We start from the raw sequence: 21,901 nt of genomic DNA on the forward strand, positions 1-21,901 counted from the left end.
CTTTTGTTTATAACCCTTGTTCTCTAATTTTAATTTTTGTTTTAAATGGCGCCTTTGAAGCTAATTTATTAATTAACCACATATAATTATCTCTATTTAAGTAGTACGAACTAATCGAGTATATTATGATACCTTCGATAATCAGAATTATCATTAGCAAACTACCTGGTAAAACAGTAATAACTTTTTTAGTTGCCAGTAAACAAAGCAACATAATCAAGGATGGTAGTAATGCTTTTATGAACATTTGTGCCAATTCTTTAACTTTCATTTTTAGTAGTTTCGAGACCCAAAGGAGCTTAAAGGAATCAAACACGATACATTTGATTAAAACTCCTACTGCGATTCCAATTATGCCATAACGCCAACTTAAGAGAAAAATAATTACTGCTCCAATAAACGATGCCATATTGATTTTCATATCTATGTCTGGCTTCCCTAAACCGTTAAATACAGATCCCCCAACCGTCACTACTGAAGTGATTGCACCTACAAACAAAAGGATTGACAGAACGGGTACTGCCTCAGACCACTTATCTCCGTAAAGTAAATTCACGAACTCGTTGGAGATTGCCATAAGTCCAAAACATATGGGGAATGTAACCATAGCAACCTTTGTAATCATGTTTGTGTAGATTTTTTTAATACTAATTAAATTCCCTTCTTGCTTAGATATTAGCGGGAATGCCACTCTGTTAATAGCTCCGCCTATATAAATACGCGCAATCATACTCCATTGATATGCCATCGTATATATACCAAGCTCCCTACTGCCAAGAAATCTCCCGATTAGCAAATAGTCCAAATTATTATTTGAATAAATGAATACCTGGGAACCTAGAATTTTAGTTCCATAAGGTAGTATCTTTCTTACATTTTTAAACTGTGGTAGGCCCACTGATCCCTTATGAGTTAGAAACACTAGTGCCGCCGATTGAATAATCGGTTTAATTAGTAACCGTGAAGTGATAGCAAACGTCTCGTGATGATACAATGCTGCTCCTATCGCAACACTGGAAGCGATAAGTTCCGCAATAAAATCGATAATAGTTAGTTTTTTGAAGTGTCCATCCCTTGTAAACAAAGCTCTACCTGTAATACCAAATGAACCAAAGAATAGGCCAACAGCAGTAATTATTAAGATAGGTTGAAGCCTTTCGTCATTGTAGAAATTACAAATAAGGGGTGAGCATATAATAAGTAATGTTGCTATTAACGTAGAAATTATGATATTTAGCCAAAACGACGTAACAACTTCTTCCTTACTACATTCTTGATCATATATGATATACGAACTTACCCCTGCTCCTTGAAAAATCAACAATAGGCCCAATAAGACTGTAGCCATACCTAGGAGACCGAATATTTCTGGATATAATAATCGAGCTAAAACTACATTAGTAACTAACGCGATCATTTGCATTCCTACGCCATTTAAGAAAGACCACTTCGCATTATTAACGGTTGACATGGTTACTTTCCTTCAAGACAAGATCATAAATCTCAAGCTGTCTCTTAATAAGATTTTCTTCTGAAAAACTGTTACTGTGTTCCAAACATATTTCTCGGAGCGTTTCTTTTTTATTTTCATCCAAGTGGTAGTATTCGTATAGTGCCTTTTGTATAGCTTCTGGTTGACCAACATCAACTAAATAGCTTTTATCAAGTATTACCTCAGGTATCCCCCCGATATTACTAGCGATAACTGGTGTACCGACCTCATATGACTCAATAATTACTCTACCAAATGGCTCATTCCACTTAGAAGGAACAACCGTAATGTCTACATCTGCCATAGCAATTTGTACTTCTAGTTCCTTTTTCTTTCCAGCAAATATTATCCGTTTATCACCTATGGCTTCCTTAATCAACTGCTCACCAAATGGCCCTTCTCCGTAAATCCGAAGTTCCTTTACGATGGTATCCGGTAACCCCTTAATAGCCTCGATTAAAAATGATACTCCTTTATCCTCCGCAAGCCTTCCAAAGTATCCGACTATAAGCGGTTCGCCATGTCTAACCTTATTTTTCGGAGTTGCGATTCCCTTAATTGCATTTGGAACAACATACTTCGCTGAATTTGTAAACATTTTGCTTGCCAGATGTTCATCAAGTGTATACTGTGACAATCCAATAACGGCATTTACATATTTAGTGAAATATATTGCAGGAAGTCTATAATATCGCGGATACAGCAAAGAGTAATCACGAAGTGTGTGTACGATTGGAATTTTCAAATCATGCGCTGCCTTCCAGACTGCAAGACTGAAACCAGCGATCTTTTGTGTATGTATTAATGTAGGATTTATTCTTTCAAGCTCATTTCTAATTTGCTTATAATAATAATTTGCGTAGATATCCTGGACATGCCATCTCCGAATATTAAAGTTACTTTGTTTATCTTTATCCCCATACCAGAAGATATTCTTAGCTGGTAATCTCACAATTGACACCTCGTTTTGGGTTTCTCTTACGATAGCGTCTCTTTGATCACCAACGGTCAGGACATTAACTTTTAAGTGCTTAGACATACACTCAGCCAATATCTTTGTAGAAATCTCAGCCCCACCAAGGATATGAGGTGGATATAAACTATGACCTATTACAATATTATGCATATTCATGTCCTTCCTTATTGTAGAGCTTGTTTTTCTTTAGAGCCATTGTATTTACAAAGCGACCATTTTCATTACTAATAAAACCAAGAGCTAAGAATACCCAAAAATGATATAAATACATGTATGGAGTTTGGATAGCAAAGGTTACCAACAGAACAATTACTACTGTATATAGTGTTAAATTACTTTTTGATCTTATCAGGCTTATAATAACCATGGACAAGATAGCAATGAGCCCAAATATGCCCTGCTCAGCTGCTATAGCTAAGAATAAACTATCTGTTCCTGTCTTCTCCTGAAGAGCAAAAACATAATCTGGCATATATTTCTGATAAGCCGGCCCCATGGCATTAAGACCATAACCAGTCAGGGGATGGTTCAAGAAAATTAACACTGCTGCAACAATTGAGCCTGCACGAACTAGAAAAGACTTGTCAGTCTGTAGTGACTGGACCCTTGTTAAATCAATATATCCGTTGATAAAAACAATACAAACTACAATAATAGCCAAATAAGTGATCCACAACTTTTTCCTATCAGTCACAAAGCTTAATAGTAACCGTCTCCACTCAGAACTTGTCGCTAAAAGTAATATGAAAATAATTGGCAATGATGTAAGCAAAGATAAAGAACCAGATGTTAGCAATCCGACAAATAATATAACAAGCCTTAATAATCTTAGATGTGAAATGTTACCATTAGATTCTTTAATATTTAAAGCAGCAATTAGAACTGCTGCTAATAATAGAGCTGAGAATTGAGAGGGCTCAGCAGTAAATCCAAATGCTCTAGTACCTATACTAAAATAATCCCCTACATTGCTAGCATAACTTGAGAAAGCCTGGTTATTTTGAAGCAATGTTGTATAGGGTAACGAGAATTTAAAACCATAATACTGGTAGATTCCGTATAGAGAAGACAATATTCCACCACTTAAATAACCACTTATGGTCGAGGAGATAATTATCTTCCTATCAATCTGACTTAGAACAATCGTAAAGAATACTGTTAGCGTGCTAATATACGCGATAATTCCCCTCACAGATGCTGAGATATTATCAGAAGCAAAAATTGATAGAGATAAACAAATAGCCCACATTAAGTAGACATAGATCAATGTATTATCTCTTCTTAATGTGGTTCTATTAACAACAAATTGAAGAATAAATATAATACTATAGAACAGTAATGCCAGTTGAATCCCTGTTTGTTCACCGATTGTAAAAACCGCAAAGGAAGGAAGCCATAATGATATTCCTGCCAAGATATAAAGCCACTTGAACATCGCTACTGTTCCTTTCCTCAGTTAAATAGCCTTACTATACATTGATTTCCCTTCATACAATCCAATTGTTTTGACCGATATTTGTTCCCATGAATACTTTGTGCGTGCTAGATAGCTTGCATTCTGACCCATTTGGTTAAGATCTGCTTTTGTCAAAGCAAATAGCAATATTTTAGATAATTCGTCTGATGAACCTGTTTCGAATAATAACCCCGTTTCTCCTTCATCCACTACATCAACAAAGCCACCAACTCTTGAACAAATAACCGGTTTCCCAAATGCGTAGGCCATCTGGACAACGCCGCTTTGATATATATTACGATATGGCAATACCACTACATCAGAGATGGAAAAATAAGCTGCAATGTTTTCCATAGGGATATACTTGATATGTCGTATAACCTTCTCTTCAAGGGAGTATTTATTTATCATTTCTTCATATTCATTAAAATTGTCACAACTTCCAGCAATCACAAGCACCCAATCCTCATATTCACCTTTCATATTGTTAAGTGCATCTAGTAGAATATCTAGACCTTTGTAAGGACGAATAACACCGAAAAACAGCAATACTTTTTTACCTTTTATTACTTCCTTAGGGATAACATGATGCTCCGTTTGATTCATATTCTCAAACATATAATTTCCATGAGGAATAACAGTAAACTTATCCAAGTTCGTGATATTGATGTTCTCTTTCACTTGACTTATATTAGATTCTGAATGAACGATAACATGATCTACCTTGTTATAAAGGTGTTCATATTTAAACCGATCACTTTCAGTAGGTTCATGTGGTAATACATTGTGAGCGGTAAGAATTACTTTTATACCGATAATTTTTAGGATACTTATAAAAACTCTATCTATAGTAGGTGAAGAAATCCATTGCATATGAACCTGTTTTGACTGACTCAATATTAAATAGAGAACGATACGCATCAATGTGAGCACATACAATGCTCCATTTAACATTCTGCTGTACTTCTTAAATTTCTTATTCCATCTAAGGTTAACAAACCAGTTTTTTACTTGAAAGTTGATATTACTATCATTTTCAAATTCATAATCTCTATTAGTAATTAGGACGGTGTTATAATTATGGGCCTTGATTGATGCTGCAAGTTTATAAGTATAGTGGCAAATACCGCCTTTACCAGCTGGTTCAATAATAACAACCTTTTGCTTAACTTCGCTCTCCATCGAATCTACTCCTATATATCTGTATTATATCTCTAATATTTCCATACAGATTAGATTAAAAATACAAGCTATTTAACGAAACAGCTTGCATTTTTAATCTATTCTTAGGTTGTTAATTGTTCTTTTACTCTTCTCCAAAACCAGAGGAAGGGCCTTAGAGGGTAATAAAGAAAATGTAAAGTTCTTGGCAAATACAATGTATTTGCATCATAAGAATTTGGGAGTAGTCTCTCTCGTACATACTCCCATTTTTGTTTGCTCGTTTTAATAGCAAATAGATATCGCTGGTACTCTCTAACCAAATCCCTATCCTCAGAATCGACTGACACATCACTAGTTCCGATAATAAACAACATGGCTCGTTCTGCTAATACAGCTGATTTTCTTGCATCCAACAAGTACTCCATTTCCAAAGGTACTTCTGTCTTAAAGAGACTATGGAGCAAAATCAATGTTTGACCCGCAATAGCTTGCTGTCCATTCTTTATAAAACCATCGCTCACTGATCTCCAATTAATATTCTTAACTGATAATAGATAATGAATATCAAGTAACCAACGAAGACGAAACCATCCGTGCCTAGCCCCATGCATTATTAAATAAGAAAACAAATCTTCGTTACTCAAAAGAAATATATCTGATCCAGTTAAATTACTTTTTTGTCTTCGTAGCCATAAGTCTTCAAAACTCGGCTCACAACCCATCTCTGGATTCATTCTCCAATGGATTTCAATCTGAACCTGTTTCTTGGGATTAAAGTACGACAGATGGTGCCTTCTTCTTTTCCAGTCACCTAAGATATCAGGAACAAATTTCTTCTTAGGTATGTATCCATCTTGCATAAGTATTTCATTTACCTGCTCAAAATTCTCTACTGGCACGAGTATATCCAAGTCTTTAGATGTTCTACGAGATACATCACCAAACAACGTTTGAGCTAGCGGAGGTCCCTTCAGTATTAGTGATCTAATTGAATTCTCAGCGAATAACTTATTCACCCGATCCATTTCTCCGGTTAACGCAAACATCTTGAATGTGTTTCTACTGTACTCTTCCTTTAATTCAGCAATTACGAAATTAGGAAGCTCCCTCTCTCCTATTGACTGAATATCCCCATACACAACCGGATACAATCGATGATGTCTAACTAAACGAACAAATAGTTCCCAGTTCATTTCAGAGTTAAATTTATTTTCTTTTGAATGAGCAATTAGCGAAAGTAAAAACTTGAACTCATCGGAAAGCTTATCTTTCTCCAGTTTATACCTCATTTATCATACCTCAATATTAAAATGCATCTTTTGAACCAAAGAGTACTTTTACAGTCTTGAGTATTATCTTAATGTCAAAAACGATACTACGTTGTCTAATATACTGAATATCTAAATCCACCATCTGAGAGAAACTAAGACTATTTCTTCCACTTACTTGCCATAGCCCTGTGCAGCCAGGTGTCACTTTAAGCCTTAACTTGTCATGTTTGGTATACTCAGCAACCTCACGTTCAAGAGCTGGTCGAGGTCCAACCAAAGACATATCCCCGCGTAACACATTCCATAACTGGGGAAGTTCATCAATGCTTGTTTTCCTCATAATTTTACCGAATTTCGTTATTCTAGGATCGTCCTTCATTTTAAACATGTGCCCTTCAATTTCGTTCTTGCTTAGTAAACTTTGGAGTAATTCTTCTGCATTAGTAACCATTGAACGAAACTTATACATCTTAAAGAGTATTTCGTTCTTACCAACCCTTTTTTGATGAAAAAAAATAGGACCGCGAGGGTCCTCAATTTTCATTATGATGACTATAACTAAAAAAAGCGGAAGAAGAATCAAGATACCAATGGAGGCACCAATAATATCCAATGCTCTCTTGGCCATTAGGTACATCCTTATGTTTTTCTTCTTCTCTAATGCGATAGAAGGATAGTATGCGTCTAATACAGCCTCAGAATCGCCACGTTGTGGAGTCATTTATTCATCCTCCTATTACATATCTAATGTAACCTTATTTGCCTGTTCACGCTCCATAATCTGTCCCAAGGCAGCAATTAAAGGTTCTCTTAATTCACTGTTTTTCAGCGCAAAATCTATAGTCGTTGTGATAAAACCTAACTTTTCACCAACATCGTATCTAGTTCCTTCGAAATCATAAGCATTAACACCTTGAGTTTCATTAAGACGCTGAATTGCATCAGTTAGTTGAATTTCCCCACCAGCTCCTTTTTCCTGCTTCTCAAGGAATTCAAAAATCTCTGGTGTCAAAATGTATCTTCCCATAATAGCTAGATTAGAAGGAGCGGTACCGAATTTAGGCTTCTCTACAAAACGGTTTACCTTATATAGTTTGCCACTTGAATCGATGGGATCAACAATTCCGTAACGATCCGTCTGTTCATAAGAAACAGTTTGGACTCCTATAACAGATTGCTCTGTCTGTTCGTATTGCTCAATTAATTGTTTAGTGCAAGGAGTGTCTGATTCAACAATATCATCGCCCAAAAGGACTGCAAACGGCTCATCACCAATGAAATTCCTCGCACACCATACCGCATGGCCTAGACCCTTTGCTTCTTTTTGTCTTATGTAATGTATATCAACAGAAGATGATTTTTGCACTTCTTTAAGTAAACCATATTTCCCTTTTTCTATTAAATTCTGTTCCAATTCAAAAGCAATATCGAAATGATCCTCGATCGCCCTTTTTCCTTTCCCTGTTACAATGATAATATCTTCAATACCTGAAGCAATTGCTTCTTCAACAATATACTGAATTGTCGGTTTGTCTACGATCGGCAACATTTCTTTTGGCATAGCTTTTGTTGCTGGAAGGAATCTTGTTCCCAATCCAGCTGCTGGAATAATAGCCTTGCGTACTTTTTTCATAATTTTCACCCTATCCTATTTATTATGAAATACTAAAAATTCGAGCTATCGCTTTCACTTAATTTAATGAAAACGATAGCTCCAATTTTTAGAAAAACAAGGGCATCTAACCCTACCTCACATCACACCCTCGACAATTCATGTCTAAGGTCAGCTGACCCACAGCGTGATCGAGTGTCTACAATGATATAGGTATAGTAGACATTACCTAAGCAAATATTTTTTATCTGTAGTTCATAACTTTCCGCAATTCACTACTTTTCACATTATTAAGAACCACACCGATAAGGCGTGCATTTACGTGTTCAAATAACATCTTAGCTTTTCTAGCATGGATTTTTTCCGTCTTCTTGGAATCAATCACCATAACCACACCATCGCATAGCGTGCTTAAGGCAAGACCATCGGAAACCAGTAGCACAGGGGGCGAATCAATAATAATTACATCGTAACTATTTCTAAGTTCATCAATTAAACTTTTCATTGCCTCTGATGAAACAAGTTCTGCTGAATTGATAGGTATAATCCCACTCGTAATCAATGACAAACCTGCGATACCCGTCTCACGGATGACTTCTCTTGTATTAGACTCATCAACCAATCTTTCACATAAACCTTTTGTATTGTGTATTGAAAAAACATTATGTAATGCTGGATTTCGCAAATCGGCATCAATTAGCATTACTCTCTTACCTTCATTCGCATAAGCAACTGCTAAATTACTACTAGTTGTAGTTTTGCCTTCAGACCTCTTCGCAGAGGATATTAATATCACCTGAGTTGCTTTTTCGGTCGAAGCATATTGTATATTTGTTCTTAAGTTTCTGTAATTTTCTGTGACAACCGATTTTGTACTAATTAATGCTAGCTGTTTTTCTTTAGTTGAACGTGGCATATTTCCCCTCACCAACTTTCTGTTTACTCTGACCGTGCCGCATCCGATCATTCTCATTCATTTTCATAACAGAAGCTAAAACCGGTAATCCCAAGTCAGATTCTACATCTAACTCCGTTTTGTATGATTGATCTAGATATTCCAACAACATCACTAGACCAATAGCAAGAAGAAGGGACACGAGAAGCCCCGCTACTATATTCATGCCAGCATTTATGTTGATAGGAGAAGCATTCGCCTGCTCATTTGCTTCGTTCAAGATTGTGACATTGTCAATTTTCATAATTTGAGGGATTTGAGCCTTGAATACTATAGATATTGCATTCACAGCTTTTGCAGCTCTTTCATACGAGGTATCTGTGTAACTTAAATTCATAACTTGTGAGTCACTTGCCGCGGAGACTTGGATATGGTTAATTAAATCGTTAATTGAAATATTCAACTCAGGAAATTCAGCATTAACTTTACTCATAATCGCACTAGACTTAATGATTTCCTTATAGGAATTAATTAGAAGAATATTGGTTGCAACTGTACTTTGGTTAACAATATAAGTTCCATCTATTTGTGGGGCTTGATTTACAATTAATGTTGCATTTGCTCTATAAAGTGGAGTCGTTGAAGTTGTCTTAATTCCTGCCGCTACGGTAACGAGCACAACGATCACTGCAATCAACCACAATCTCTTCCTCACTACCGCCCAATACTGTTTCAATTCCACGTCTAAATGCCTCCAATTTGTGAAGTAATTGTTACTATTTACTGTCGTGCTATGTAAGTTTTGCTTGAATAACATTCACTTATTGTGGAAATCCTTAATATTATGTATGATACGGAACGTATCGTTCGCATTTCTTACTTTACGATACAGAACGTAACATGTCAATACGTTTTTCATAGTTTTTACAAGAATGCGACGTTTTGTCGCAATCAATGCATTTGTAAGCGTTTCGTATTAATATGTAATAACGAGCAGTAATTTAGGAGGCGTGGCGTTGTATGAATATCGGCAGCCGTATTGCGAAATTGAGGGAAGATCGGGGATGGACACAAGAACAGACATCGGCATCTCTGGGGATCTCGCGAGCAGCACTGTCCCATTATGAGAAGAACCGAAGGGAGCCGGATAGCGAGACGTTATTGAAATTCGCTAACTTGTTCCATGTGTCTGTTGACTACCTGGTCGGTCGCACGAATAACCCTCATGCTATATTAGATGAGCCAGTCAAAGAATTCGTCGATCAGCTGGAGCTGGCGGACGATGAACTATTAGATAAATTCGATCTCACGATAGATGGGAAACGTTTATCCGCAGAGGAAGCCCGGCGTTTCATTGCTTTCGTACGGGCCGAACGGATGATGAATAAATAAGGGACCTTTCGGTCCTATTTTTGAGGAATAAAACCATAGTACGGCACTTGATGCCGTCTATGGTTTATTTGTTCTTCACACCGTTTCAGGTGGGCGTATCGGGGGTAATTTCCCCTAGCGGGGGCAGATCGGACGGCCAGTTCGAGCGATTCAAGCCGAGCTGGGTAACCACGTCAAGGACATCCAGGGTTATGTTGCCTCTGTTGTTCTCGGTTGTCATCGCAGTGCTCATGTTCATCTCGCTTCGACTCCTATTCCTTCTATCTCATGGGTCCGTACAAGGACCGGTTGAACCAACAAGTTCCATTATAAACAACCTTGCCTCAAGATACTGTCGGAATTTGATAGCGATTCTCATTAAATTTATTAGAATTTTGTCGAATATGTTCTATTTATCCTATAAAAATAAGCGGTGTAGGGGACATCAGACCTCCTACACCGCTTATTTAGTTCCTGCACCCTACTACTTACGCAGGCGTTTCTTCATTTCGTCCTTCTGGAACGCTTCCCACTTGTCTTGCAGTTCCAATTGTTCCAGCAATCTATTCACGTCGATCGTAATTTTCTCCGGCTTCGTTCCGCTATTCGTGTTCTTCGCGCGGTCCATTGTATGTATCATTTTGTATCTCCCTCGCCATTCCATGATTTATCTCTCTCTCAAGCTGATAATGTCATTATAAAGCATGATTGCTACAAAGTGTGTCGAAGCTTGAAGTGAAATCCAGGTTTTCCAGTTCTAATTTTGTCGAATAATGACAGAAACAAGCTGTATCATCTAAAACAAAAGGAGAGCCCTTCTCAGGGCTCTCCTTGACGTATACGACTTAGTTGCCGCCTACGCGTGCTAATTCTCTCATGTTCGCTTCGAACGCCGCCAGAAGGGCTTCCTCGCCTCTCAGGCCAGTCGCTTCGACTTTCTCGATCTGCTCCAGCATCCGCTTGTAATCCTTCGGAATAACGCGAACGAACTTCGGCAGGTACGATGCCCAGTCGGACAGGACACGGTCGCCGACAGCCGATCTGGTGTTCTGAACGTGGCGCTCGATCATGCCGCGCAGCTCAGCCGCTTCGCTCTCGGACTCGACGCGCTCGAGCAGTACCATCTCAAGGTTGCAGTTCTGAAGGAACGTGCCCGCCTCGTCAAGCACATACGCGACACCGCCGGACATACCAGCCGCGAAGTTGCGGCCTGTGCCGCCTAGGACGACGACGCGTCCGCCAGTCATATACTCACAGCCGTGGTCGCCTACGCCTTCGACGACGACTTTCACGCCGGAGTTACGTACCGCGAAGCGCTCGCCAGCGATACCGCTGATATAAGCGTCGCCGTTAGTAGCGCCGTAGAATGCCGTGTTACCGATAATGACGTTCTCTTCGGCCTTGAACGTTGCCTGCGGCGAAGGTGCGACGATGATCTTACCACCGGACAGACCTTTACCCACATAGTCGTTCGAGTCGCCTTCGAGGGAAAGCGTGATGCCTTTCGGTACGAATGCACCGAAGCTCTGACCAGCCGATCCGACGAAGTGGAACGAGATCGTGTCTTCCGGTAAGCCTTGCGCACCGTAGCGGCGCGTCACTTCGCTGCCGACAATCGTACCGACTACGCGGTTCGTGTTGGCAATCGGCAGTGTTGCGCGTACTTGCTCGCCATTCTCGATCGCAGGCTGCGCAAGCGGCAGCAGCTTCTGCATATCAAGCGATTCGTGGAGCAGATGGTTCTGCTCTTGCACTTGATAACGCTCGGATCCAGCCGGCAGTTCCACTTGATGGAGCAGCGGCGCCAGATCGATGCCTTTGAGCTTGTAATGATCGATCAGTTCCTTCGTCTTCAGACGGTCAACGCGGCCGACCATCTCATTGACGTTACGGAAGCCCAGCTGCGCCATGATCTCGCGGAACTCTTGCGCCACGAACAGCATGTAGTTGACCATATGGCTCGGATCGCCCATGAACTTCTTGCGAAGCTCCGGATTCTGCGTCGCCACGCCGACCGGACAAGTATCCAGCTGGCAGACGCGCATCATAATACAGCCGAGTACGACGAGCGGAGCTGTCGAGAAGCCGTATTCTTCCGCACCGAGCAATGCTGCGATCGCAAGGTCGCGGCCGTTCATGATCTTGCCGTCTGTCTCGACAACGACGCGGTCGCGCAGGTTGTTGAGAATGAGCGTCTGGTGCGTCTCCGCAAGACCCAGCTCCCAAGGCAGACCGGCGTGACGGATCGATGCAAGCGGCGATGCGCCTGTACCGCCATCGTAGCCGGAGACGAGGATAACGTCCGCACGGCCCTTAGCTACACCAGCTGCGATTGTACCAACGCCAACCTCGGATACGAGTTTCACGTTGATGCGAGCGCGCGGGTTCGCGTTCTTCATATCGTGGATCAGCTCAGCCAAGTCCTCGATCGAATAGATATCGTGATGCGGCGGTGGCGAGATCAGGCCTACGCCCGGCGTAGATCCGCGAACTTCAGCAACCCAAGGGTATACTTTACGTCCTGGCAGCTGTCCGCCTTCGCCTGGCTTCGCGCCTTGCGCCATCTTAATCTGAATCTCGTCTGCGTTGACGAGGTAATTGCTCGTTACGCCGAAACGACCGGAAGCAACCTGCTTGATCGCGCTGCGGCGGGAATCGCCGTTCGCATCCGGGATGAAGCGCGCAGGGTCTTCGCCGCCCTCGCCCGTATTGGACTTGCCGCCGATGCGGTTCATCGCGATCGCGAGCGCTTCGTGCGCTTCTTTACTAATCGAACCGAAGGACATCGCGCCCGTCTTGAAGCGCTTGACGATCGATTCCACGGATTCAACTTCATCCAGAGGCACAGGCTCGGCATTGAAGTTGAAGTCGAGAAGCGAGCGAAGCGTCAGATGCTTCTTGTCTTCGCCTTGGACCATGTGGGAGAACTTCTTGTACAGCTCGTAGTTATTCGTACGCGATGCCGTCTGCAGCGTATGAATCGTCATCGGGCTGAACAGGTGGTCTTCCCCGTCCTTACGCCATTGGTATTCGCCGCCGGAATCCAGTTCCTTCACGCGGCCTTCTTGCTCGGAGAACGCGCGGTTGTGGTGCTTGAGCGTCTCTTGCGCAATGATATCGAGGCCGATGCCGCCGATACGCGATGGCGTCCATGTGAAGTATTGCTCGATCAGATCTTCTTGCAGGCCGACAGCCTCGAAGATCTGCGCGCCGCGGTACGATTGGATCGTCGAGATCCCGTACTTGGACAGTACCTTCGTAACGCCCTTCGTCGCAGCCTTGATGAAGTTCTTAACGGCCTTCTCATGCTTCACGCCGCGCAGCAAGCCTTGGCGGATCATATCGTCGAGCGTCTCGAACGCCAGATAAGGGTTAACCGCACTTACGCCGTAACCGAGCAGCAATGCAAAATGGTGCACTTCGCGCGGTTCGCCGGATTCGAGCAGAATGCTGACGCGCGTACGCGTGCCTTCGCGAATCAGGTGGTGATGCAGCGCAGATACGGCGAGCAGCGCCGGAATAGCCGCATTCTCGCGGTCTACGCCGCGGTCAGACAGAATAATAATGTTATGGCCTTTCGCGATAACGCGGTCAGCCGCTTCGTTCATTACTTTCAGTGCTTCGCGCAAGCCTTCTTCGCCTTGGTCGGCCGGGAAGAGGATCGGAATCGTGATCGACTTGAAGCCCGGACGGCGCACATGGCGCAGCTTCGCGAATTCTTCGTTCGACAATACCGGGGATGCGAGCGTGATATGTCTTGCGCTCTCCGGCTCCGGATTGAGCAGGTTGCGCTCAGGACCGATCGTCGTCGTCGTCGCCGTAATGATCTCCTCGCGGATCGCGTCGATCGGCGGGTTCGTTACTTGGGCGAACAACTGCTTGAAGTAGTTATACAGACGCTGCGGACGCTCGGACAGAATCGCCAAAGGCGCGTCGTAACCCATGGATGCGATCGGCTCTACGCCGCTGCCTGCCATTGGCTCGAGCACTTTGCGCAGATCCTCGAACGTGTAACCGAAAGCCTGCTGACGGCGTTCAACCGTCTCATGGTTCGGTTCCGGAAGCTCTGGGGCATCCGGCAGATCGTCGAGACCGATCAGATGCTCGTTCAGCCATTCGCGGTAAGGATTCGCCTTCGCGATCGATTCTTTGACCTCTTCATCGGAGATGATGCGGCCTTCCTTCGTGTCAACGAGCAGCATCCGGCCTGGACGCAGACGGTCCTTGTACAGAATGTTCTCCGGATCGACGTGCACCGTGCCCGCCTCGGAACCGAGGATGATATGGTCATCCTTCGTCACGTAGTAACGTGCTGGACGAAGTCCGTTACGGTCGAGAATCGCGCCGATCTGCGTACCATCCGTGAAGCCCATTGCTGCCGGTCCGTCCCATGGCTCCATCAACGTACTGTGGTATTCGTAGAAAGCTTTCTTCTCATCGTCCATCGTCTCATGGTTGGACCATGGCTCCGGTACCATCATCATCGCTACATGAGGCAGCGAACGGCCGGACAGGTAGAGGAACTCGAGCGTGTTATCGAACATCGCCGTATCCGAGCCGTCCGGATTGATGATTGGCTTGATCTTCGCCAGATCGTCGCCGAACAGCTCGCTCTCGAACAGCGACTGACGAGCGTGCATCCAGTTCACGTTGCCGCGCAGCGTGTTGATCTCGCCGTTGTGGATCATATAGCGGTACGGATGCGCGCGCTCCCAGCTCGGGAATGTATTCGTCGAGAAACGGGAGTGCACGAGCGCGATCGCTGTCTCGACAGCTTCGTCGTTCAGTTCCATATAGAAGGAACGAACTTGCTCGGTCGTGAGCATCCCTTTGTATACGATTTTCTTGCTCGAAAGGCTCGGGAAGTAGAACATGTCTCCGCCTTCGGCGCCTGCATAACGGATCGCAAGCTCCGCGCGTTTGCGGATGACGTACAGCTTGCGTTCGAAGGACAATTCGTCCTTCAGGTCGGCCGACTTGCCGATGAACACTTGGCGAACATACGGCTTCACCGCTTTGGCGGAAGCACCCAGCTTCTCATCATTGGTCGGTACGGTACGCCAGCCAATCAGCGTCTGTCCTTCCTCGCGGATGATCGCCTCAAGCTCCCGCTCGTTGTTGCCGCGTACGGTCTCGTCCTGGGACAAGAACAGCATGCCTACCGCATATTCGCCGTTCTCTGGCAGTTCGATTCCAAGCCCTTGCATCTCACGGACAAAGAACGTGTGCGGAATTTGAAGCATGATTCCCGCTCCGTCCCCCGTATTAGGCTCGCTGCCTTGGCCGCCGCGGTGTTCCATGTTCTCGAGCACCGTAAGCGCCTGACGTACGATATTATGCGACTTTTTCCCCTTGATGTTTGCCACAAAGCCCATACCGCAAGCGTCTTTCTCAAACTGCGGATCGTACAGGCCTTGCTTCGGCGGCAATCCGAAACGATTCTCTTTCATTGCGTGCAACCTTTCTATCAGAAGATTTTTGTGCAAACGTAAATCAGTGACGGCCATACGCTTCAATTTCGAAGCACAATCGCTTAGAATGGAAAAGGAGTGCAACCCTCGACCGTTTCCGCATTCGACTTGAGTACGAACATTGCTGCCCATACCACCTTCTAACATTCGGAATCTCGCTTTATCACGTCGATGTACCGAAGCAAGAATATCCAATGCGCAATTTTTGTATTTATATGATAATAACATCACCCCATTGGGATATCAATTTAATATTTTTATGTCCGCGATAAGAGTTGTTAACCGAATGTGTCAGTTAAGATTATTCAGATATTTTCACTATAACAAAAGGAAGTGGTCTCATTGTATAGCAACTTCAGGAAAAATCAGCTCGCCCTTCTCGCCGCAGCCGCCGTCTTGGTGACCTGCGCCGTCCCTGCAGCTAGCGCGCAAGGCAGCGCTCCGCAAACTTCGGCCTCTGCAGCAACTTATACTTTTGCAGGAGTCGGTACAGGTGCGAATGCCCCACAATCGGCGGTTCCGCTGGCTGCTCCGCTCCTTACGCAAAACGAGTCAAGTGCGAACAATCCGCTCCAAGTCGTCGCGCTCGGCGATTCGCTTACGGTCGGCTATACGCTCGGGATGACCGCGGATGCGACGCCATATGGCTATGCCGATCGACTCTATGAGCAAGCGCTCTATCACGGCGCGGCAGAACTTACCAACTTCGGCGTGCTCGGGCTCAAGAGCAATGGCCTTGCCGCCTGGCTCGAGGCAGCTGCGCAAGGAAAGGCCATCACGGCCGAGGAAGCGCAATCCGGGTTGTCCAAGTACGCGACAACTGCCGGACGCATCGAGCAAACAACGCAGCTGAAGGACGCGCTCACCGGCGCCGATCTGATCACGATGACGATCGGGGGCAACGATTTCCTTCCATTATTTAATGAAATCCGTTCGCGCGAGGTGACGCCCGAGGAGCTCACGAAGCTGCTCGCCGATCTGGTAGACGCGTACAAGGCCGCGCTTACCGCATCATTGGATACGATCTATACGCTCAATCCGGACGTGACCATCGTGCTGGCCGACCAATATTTGCCGGTGCCGAAACCGAATCAGATCATCCAGGCCGTAACGGAAGAGCAGTATGCCGTGCTCCAACAAGGCGTCGCGGACCTGCATGATGAGCTCATCGCGCTGCAATCGGACTATGCGGCTAAAGGTTCTAATCTGTCGATTGTTGACATCTCCACCCCGTTCGCGGGCAAGGAATTCTTGCTCACGTCCATCCGCGAAGGCGACGTACATCCGAACAATAGCGGCTACAAGATTATCGCCCAGCAGTTCGCCGACACGATCTGGGGCGCTTACCGCGAAGCTAGCACGCTGCCTGCCGGCGTCCCGCTTCACATCGTCGTGGGCGGCAAAGAATTGACTGGCGGCAACAAGCCGGTAGTGAAGAACAACACGACCTTCCTGCCGATGCGGGATGTCGCCAATGCGCTCGGCGCATCCGTCACTTGGGACAGCAAGACGCAGACGGCCACGCTTAAGTCGGAAGGCAAGGTCGTCTCCTTCACGATCGGCGCCAAGACGATGAAGGTGAACGGACAGACGCTCCCGCTTACGACGCCGGCTTACCTGGAGAAGACGGGCAAGACGACATCGTCGACCTATCTCCCGCTCGCTGCCCTGTCCAAAGGCCTCGGCTATCAGGTCACCTACCGCAAGCCGATCCAGACGGTCTTCATTAACGAATAATCGCGTTTTCTTATGAAAAATCCCCCGCACTCCGCACAGCGTTTCTTGCGCTATGCAGATGCGGGGGATTTGTACATTTTATGTGATACGCCGACGTTAAGCCGACTGCCTCTCCTGCGCGTTATTCCGCAATGTTCGGCACGCCGCTCTCGCCGAGCGTCGCCAGCTCGTCCATCGTGAACAGCGCATGGAAACGGACGCCTTCGGCTTCTACATTCGTGCGGCCTGCCGGGTCTTGCTCGATGACGCAGATCGCATCGGTCACGATCGCCCCTGCGGCGCGCAGATCGTTGACGCTATTGATGACCTGCTTGCCCGTGGACACGATATCCTTAATGACGCAGACCTTCTTGCCTGCCACATCGGCGCCTTCGGCCAACCGCCCTGTGCCGTAGGCCCGCGGCTCGATCCGCACGAAGACGGCCGGCAGCCGCGTCTCCATCGACAGCACCGTCACGAGCGGAATGCCGCCAAGCTCGAGGCCGGCCAGCACCTCGGTGCCTACCGGTATAAAGGTCGACATCTCCCAGCCGATCGCGCCCATTAATCTTGGATCGGATTCGAACCGGTACGGATCCACATAATTCTCGGAGGTGCCGCCATTGCGCATCCTGAATGCTCCGTGCAGATGCGCCAGCTTGTAAATCTCCTGAGCCATCATTTGTTTATCCATCGTTAGAAACATCGTCTCCTTCATCGGTTGTCGCTGCCCGCTTGCCGCCTGCCGCGCTTCATCGCTCACTAGCGATACTCCTTACCCAGCTGCTCGAGCAGTTCGAGGCCCCGCTCCGCCCAACGCTTCAAGCGGTCCAAGCCTTCAATCTCGCGGGCCAGCGCCAGCGTCAGCGATTCCTTATAATCCGGCACGCTGCCGGCATAAGGGCGGATATCGCCCGCCAGCACATTCGTCTTCTCGGTGTAGCTAAGCGCGCGGCGTTCATGGAAGAACGGCACATCTGGATTATACGGGTTATGCAGGTCGCCCTGCTCCGGGTGCTTCACGACGGCCAGAATCTTGACCAGCGCACGCGGGCCGTTCACTTCCACGACTTCACCAATATACTCCCCCGTCTTCACCTGAGCCATTACAAGGGCGCCGGCTTCCGGCCGGTAAGCTTCATTCGTTCTCATCTCATCCCACGCTCCATCTCTCATCTTCTTACATTAGAATATAGGAAGTGTTCCGCCCGAAGCAAGCGGACGGGGCTATGCCTCACAGCCGAACCTTTTGGCACGTTGAGTCGTCGTAGTACGGGGAAACGATTTGCCGGCGAAAATGTAAAGTTAAAATTGGCTGAATGTAGTAATGCCTTAACCGGATTTCAAAACAATCACTCCACTGAATGCTGCTATCCCGATCGGGATCGCAAGCCAATCAGCCTAACACGCTGTATGCTGTATTTCCAATCTTACGATTGGAAACACAAACCAAACATTCCACTGAATGTTGAAATCCTTAACCTGATTTCAAACCAATCAGTGACTTTTACCCAAATTTAAGGTGATTATTACCTCGTATTCCACCTTTGGACAGCCCGATAATCTTGTATTACCGTCCTCAGCGTCGTAATATGATATAAGACACATACGCCACGGACGACAGATGCAGAACTTAAGACAGTTGTTCTCATCTTATACAGAAAAGCAGGTGAGAAGATGCGCAAGAAACGAGTGCTTCTGCTCTCGGAGGGGTTCGGTTCCGGACATACCCAAGCCGCCTATGCGCTTGCGTTCGGGCTGCGTGAGCTTGATCCGGGCATTCAAACGCGAGTAATAGAGCTAGGCAAATTCTTAAACCCGGTACTCGGTCCGATGATTGTCAACGCTTACCGCAAGACGGTCGTGAAGCAACCCAAACTCGTCGGCATCGTATACCGCAGACAATACAAGAAATCATTGAACCGACTGACTCAACTCGCCTTGCATCGCATTTTTTATACTCATACATCGCAAGTCATCAATCAGTTGAAGCCGGATCTTATCGTATGTACTCACCCGGTGCCTAACGCCGTCGTCTCGCGGCTGAAGCGGCTCGGGCTGGATGTGCCGCTCTATACTCTTATAACCGACTATGACGCACATGGCACATGGACCAGCACGGAAGTGACCAAATATCTCGTCTCCACGCCGCTCGTCATGCAGAAGCTGATCGATCGCGGCATTCCGCGGCAGCGGATCGAGGTGACCGGCATCCCGGTCCACCCGAATTTCTGGCATACGTACGACAAGGCCGAGATCCATTCCCAGTTCGGCCTTAAGGACATGCCGACTGTTCTTATTATGGGCGGCGGCTGGGGGATCCTGAACAGCGACGACCTGCTCGCGCATATGACGGAGTACCGCGACCGCGTGCAGCTGATCTACTGCGTCGGCAACAACGAGGAAGCCCGCGACCGGCTCCTCGCGGATCCCCGCTTCCAGCACCCCAACGTGAAGGTGCTCGGCTTCACCCGCGAGGTCAGCAAGCTGATGGACGTCTCGGATCTGCTCGTTACGAAGCCCGGCGGCATGACCTGCACGGAGGGCCTCAGCAAAGGCATTCCGATGCTGTTCTATGAACCGATTCCCGGCCAGGAGGAAGAGAACTGCGAATATTTCGTCAACAACGGCTTCGGCGAGATGCTCGAGTCGACGGACACGATCGAGAAGTGGTTCCACCTCATTCAAGAGCCGTACGCAGCGGTGCAATACCGCCGCAAGCTGCTGTCCAAGCGCAACCAACAATATAATCCCACGCAATGTTCGAGAGCCGTCCTGCAGTTTATGCAGTGACGGTTTTTCTTCGAAATATAAGAATTACTAAGTTGCACGCTTATCAATCATCTTCTATTTCTCCGGAATGAAACTTAATACGCCGCCAGAGGACGGCGTTAGCCGTTTCACCTCGTTTCCCGCCGCTCTGCCCAAGCTTGTACCCCCTCTCGTGCATAGCGTAATCGGAGGAAGGGTAAAGATAGCGTAGGTGTGTTTTACGGCATAGGCTTAGAAGGAGGACAGGCAGATGGCCAATAACAAAGCATTGGACGGCAAGACCGTCATCATGCGGCTGGAGCTCGATACCCAGCAGGCGCAATTCGGCAAGGCGGCGACCGCGATCGAGCAGGCCGGCGGCGACATTATCGCCATTGACGTCATACAGACCGGCAAAGGCCGATCCACGCGCGACTTAACGATTAAAGTATCCGAGCAAGGAACGACGCAGCGAATCTCCGAAGCGCTCGCAGAGCTGACAGGTATCCGGTTGGTCAATATCTCGGACCGCACGTTCCTCCTCCATCTCGGGGGCAAAATCACGATTCAGCCGAAGACGCCGATTCAGAACCGGGACGATCTGTCCCGCGTCTACACGCCTGAAGTGGCCAGGGTCTGCAATGCCATTCACGAAGATCCGAGCAAGGCGTTCAATCTGACGATCAAAAAGAACACCGTCGCCGTCGTCTCCGATGGCAGCGCGGTGCTCGGCCTGGGCAATATCGGCCCCTATGCGGCGATGCCGGTCATGGAAGGCAAGGCGATGCTGTTCAAACAGTTCGCGGATGTCGATGCCTTCCCGATTTGCCTGGACACGCAGGATACGGAAGCTATCATCGCTGCCGTGAAGGCGCTCGCTCCAGGCTTCGGCGGGATCAATCTGGAAGATATCGCAGCTCCCCGCTGCTTCGAGATCGAGCAAAGGCTGCAGGCGGAGCTCGACATTCCCGTCTTCCATGACGATCAGCACGGCACGGCCGTCGTGCTCTATGCCGCGATGCTCAATGCGCTGAAACTGACCGAGCGCAAGATCGAAGATACTCGATTCGTGGTCTGCGGGATCGGCGCGGCCGGGACCGCTTGTACGAAGATGCTGCTGGCCGGCGGCGCGAAGCATATTATCGGCGTGGACCGCGAAGGCATCCTGACGAGGGACAACGCGTATGCGAGCGAAAGCTGGCAATGGTATGCGGACCATACGAACGAGGAACGCCGCAGTGGCGGCTTGGCGGAGGCGCTGGATGGCGCGGACGTATTCATCGGCGTATCGGCCGGCGGGATCTTGAAGCGCGAATACATCGGACGCATGGCGTCCGACCCGATCGTGTTCGCGATGGCGAATCCGGAGCCGGAGATTCGCCCGGAAGCGGCAGAGGACATCGTCGCGGTCATCGCGACGGGACGGTCGGATTATCCGAACCAGATCAACAATGTGCTCTGCTTCCCGGGTATCTTCCGAGGCGCCCTGGATTGCCGGGCAAGCCATATTAACGAGGCGATGAAGTTGGCCGCGGCGGAAGCGATCGCTTCCGTCATCACCGATGAAGAGCTGAGTCCCCTCTATATCATCCCGAGCGTATTCAATCAACGCGTCGTGGAGGAGGTCAGGCGCCGCGTCGTGCAAGCAGCCGTCGATTCCGGCGTCGCGCGCAGACAGGTGCGTGACTAGCGGGCTCGAGGCAACAACGACGAACATAGCCGTAAG

17 protein-coding genes are annotated in these 21,901 nt (G+C 46.8%); 4 read left to right on the forward strand and 13 right to left on the reverse strand.

Annotation, left to right across the window (positions count from 1 at the left end):
• Positions 1–7 precede the first annotated feature (7 nt).
• The 9 genes from FHS18_RS02920 to FHS18_RS02960 all read right to left on the reverse strand — a co-directional run bounded on the left by FHS18_RS02920 (position 8) and on the right by FHS18_RS02960 (position 9,608).
• Positions 8–1,471, reverse strand: coding sequence for a lipopolysaccharide biosynthesis protein (locus tag FHS18_RS02920; RefSeq protein ID WP_183596766.1), 1,464 nt, complete (start codon positions 1,469–1,471; stop codon positions 8–10).
• Entirely contained in the window at positions 1,458–2,618 is a 1,161-nt protein-coding gene (locus tag FHS18_RS02925; RefSeq protein ID WP_183596769.1) for a glycosyltransferase family 4 protein, read from the reverse strand. Before FHS18_RS02925 ends, FHS18_RS02920 begins: the two co-directional genes overlap by 14 nt.
• Entirely contained in the window at positions 2,611–3,903 is a 1,293-nt protein-coding gene (locus tag FHS18_RS02930) for an O-antigen ligase family protein (RefSeq protein WP_183596772.1), read from the reverse strand. Before FHS18_RS02930 ends, FHS18_RS02925 begins: the two co-directional genes overlap by 8 nt.
• 21 nt (positions 3,904–3,924) lie before the next feature.
• Positions 3,925–5,106, reverse strand: coding sequence for a glycosyltransferase family 4 protein (locus tag FHS18_RS02935; protein WP_183596775.1), 1,182 nt, complete (start codon positions 5,104–5,106; stop codon positions 3,925–3,927).
• Positions 5,107–5,210: 104 nt separating this feature from the next.
• Positions 5,211–6,377: a nucleotidyltransferase domain-containing protein gene (locus FHS18_RS02940; RefSeq protein ID WP_183596778.1), complete on the reverse strand. Its 1,167-nt coding sequence runs from the start codon at positions 6,375–6,377 to the stop codon at positions 5,211–5,213.
• Between the two features lie 16 nt (positions 6,378–6,393).
• Entirely contained in the window at positions 6,394–7,080 is a 687-nt protein-coding gene (locus tag FHS18_RS02945) for a sugar transferase (RefSeq protein ID WP_183596781.1), read from the reverse strand.
• 15 nt (positions 7,081–7,095) lie between these two features.
• Complete coding sequence (gene galU / locus FHS18_RS02950; RefSeq protein WP_183596784.1) at positions 7,096–7,992, reverse strand: UTP--glucose-1-phosphate uridylyltransferase GalU; 897 nt, start codon at positions 7,990–7,992, stop codon at positions 7,096–7,098.
• Between the two features lie 223 nt (positions 7,993–8,215).
• Positions 8,216–8,887, reverse strand: coding sequence for a CpsD/CapB family tyrosine-protein kinase (locus tag FHS18_RS02955; protein ID WP_183596786.1), 672 nt, complete (start codon positions 8,885–8,887; stop codon positions 8,216–8,218).
• Positions 8,871–9,608 carry a Wzz/FepE/Etk N-terminal domain-containing protein gene (locus tag FHS18_RS02960; protein ID WP_183596789.1) on the reverse strand — a complete coding sequence of 246 codons (738 nt, stop codon included), beginning with the start codon at positions 9,606–9,608 and terminating at the stop codon, positions 8,871–8,873. Before FHS18_RS02960 ends, FHS18_RS02955 begins: the two co-directional genes overlap by 17 nt.
• A 278-nt stretch (positions 9,609–9,886) precedes the next feature.
• Between FHS18_RS02960 and FHS18_RS02965 the strand changes: the two genes are divergently transcribed.
• Entirely contained in the window at positions 9,887–10,258 is a 372-nt protein-coding gene (locus FHS18_RS02965) for a helix-turn-helix domain-containing protein (RefSeq protein WP_183596792.1), read from the forward strand.
• Between the two features lie 463 nt (positions 10,259–10,721).
• Here the strand turns inward: FHS18_RS02965 and FHS18_RS02970 are convergent, their stop codons facing one another.
• Both FHS18_RS02970 and gltB read right to left on the reverse strand, forming a co-directional pair.
• A complete protein-coding gene (locus FHS18_RS02970) occupies positions 10,722–10,877 on the reverse strand; it encodes a hypothetical protein (RefSeq protein WP_183596795.1) in 156 nt (51 codons plus the stop codon).
• 205 nt (positions 10,878–11,082) lie between these two features.
• A complete protein-coding gene (gene gltB, locus FHS18_RS02975; RefSeq protein WP_183596798.1) occupies positions 11,083–15,687 on the reverse strand; it encodes a glutamate synthase large subunit in 4,605 nt (1,534 codons plus the stop codon).
• 363 nt (positions 15,688–16,050) lie between these two features.
• Here gltB and FHS18_RS02980 point away from each other — a divergent pair, with 363 nt between their 5' ends.
• Entirely contained in the window at positions 16,051–17,445 is a 1,395-nt protein-coding gene (locus FHS18_RS02980; protein ID WP_183596801.1) for an SGNH/GDSL hydrolase family protein, read from the forward strand.
• A 121-nt stretch (positions 17,446–17,566) separates the two neighbouring features.
• Here FHS18_RS02980 and FHS18_RS02985 read toward each other — a convergent pair whose 3' ends face one another.
• Both FHS18_RS02985 and kapB read right to left on the reverse strand, forming a co-directional pair.
• Complete coding sequence (locus FHS18_RS02985; RefSeq protein WP_343060368.1) at positions 17,567–18,187, reverse strand: orotate phosphoribosyltransferase; 621 nt, start codon at positions 18,185–18,187, stop codon at positions 17,567–17,569.
• Entirely contained in the window at positions 18,187–18,576 is a 390-nt protein-coding gene (kapB, locus tag FHS18_RS02990) for a kinase-associated lipoprotein KapB (protein ID WP_183596805.1), read from the reverse strand. The genes FHS18_RS02985 and kapB overlap by 1 nt, the downstream gene beginning before the upstream one ends.
• A gap of 525 nt (positions 18,577–19,101) precedes the next feature.
• Between kapB and FHS18_RS02995 the strand changes: the two genes are divergently transcribed.
• Together FHS18_RS02995 and FHS18_RS03000 are read left to right on the forward strand one after the other, a co-directional pair.
• Positions 19,102–20,217, forward strand: coding sequence for an MGDG synthase family glycosyltransferase (locus FHS18_RS02995; RefSeq protein ID WP_183596807.1), 1,116 nt, complete (start codon positions 19,102–19,104; stop codon positions 20,215–20,217).
• Between the two features lie 229 nt (positions 20,218–20,446).
• Positions 20,447–21,865 (forward strand): NAD-dependent malic enzyme, encoded by a 1,419-nt coding sequence (locus FHS18_RS03000; protein WP_183596809.1) that lies wholly within the window; start codon positions 20,447–20,449, stop codon positions 21,863–21,865.
• Positions 21,866–21,901: the final 36 nt, after the last annotated feature.

The sequence above is a fragment of the Paenibacillus phyllosphaerae genome (assembly GCF_014192105.1).
Taxonomy (GTDB): domain Bacteria; phylum Bacillota; class Bacilli; order Paenibacillales; family Paenibacillaceae; genus Paenibacillus_Z; species Paenibacillus_Z phyllosphaerae.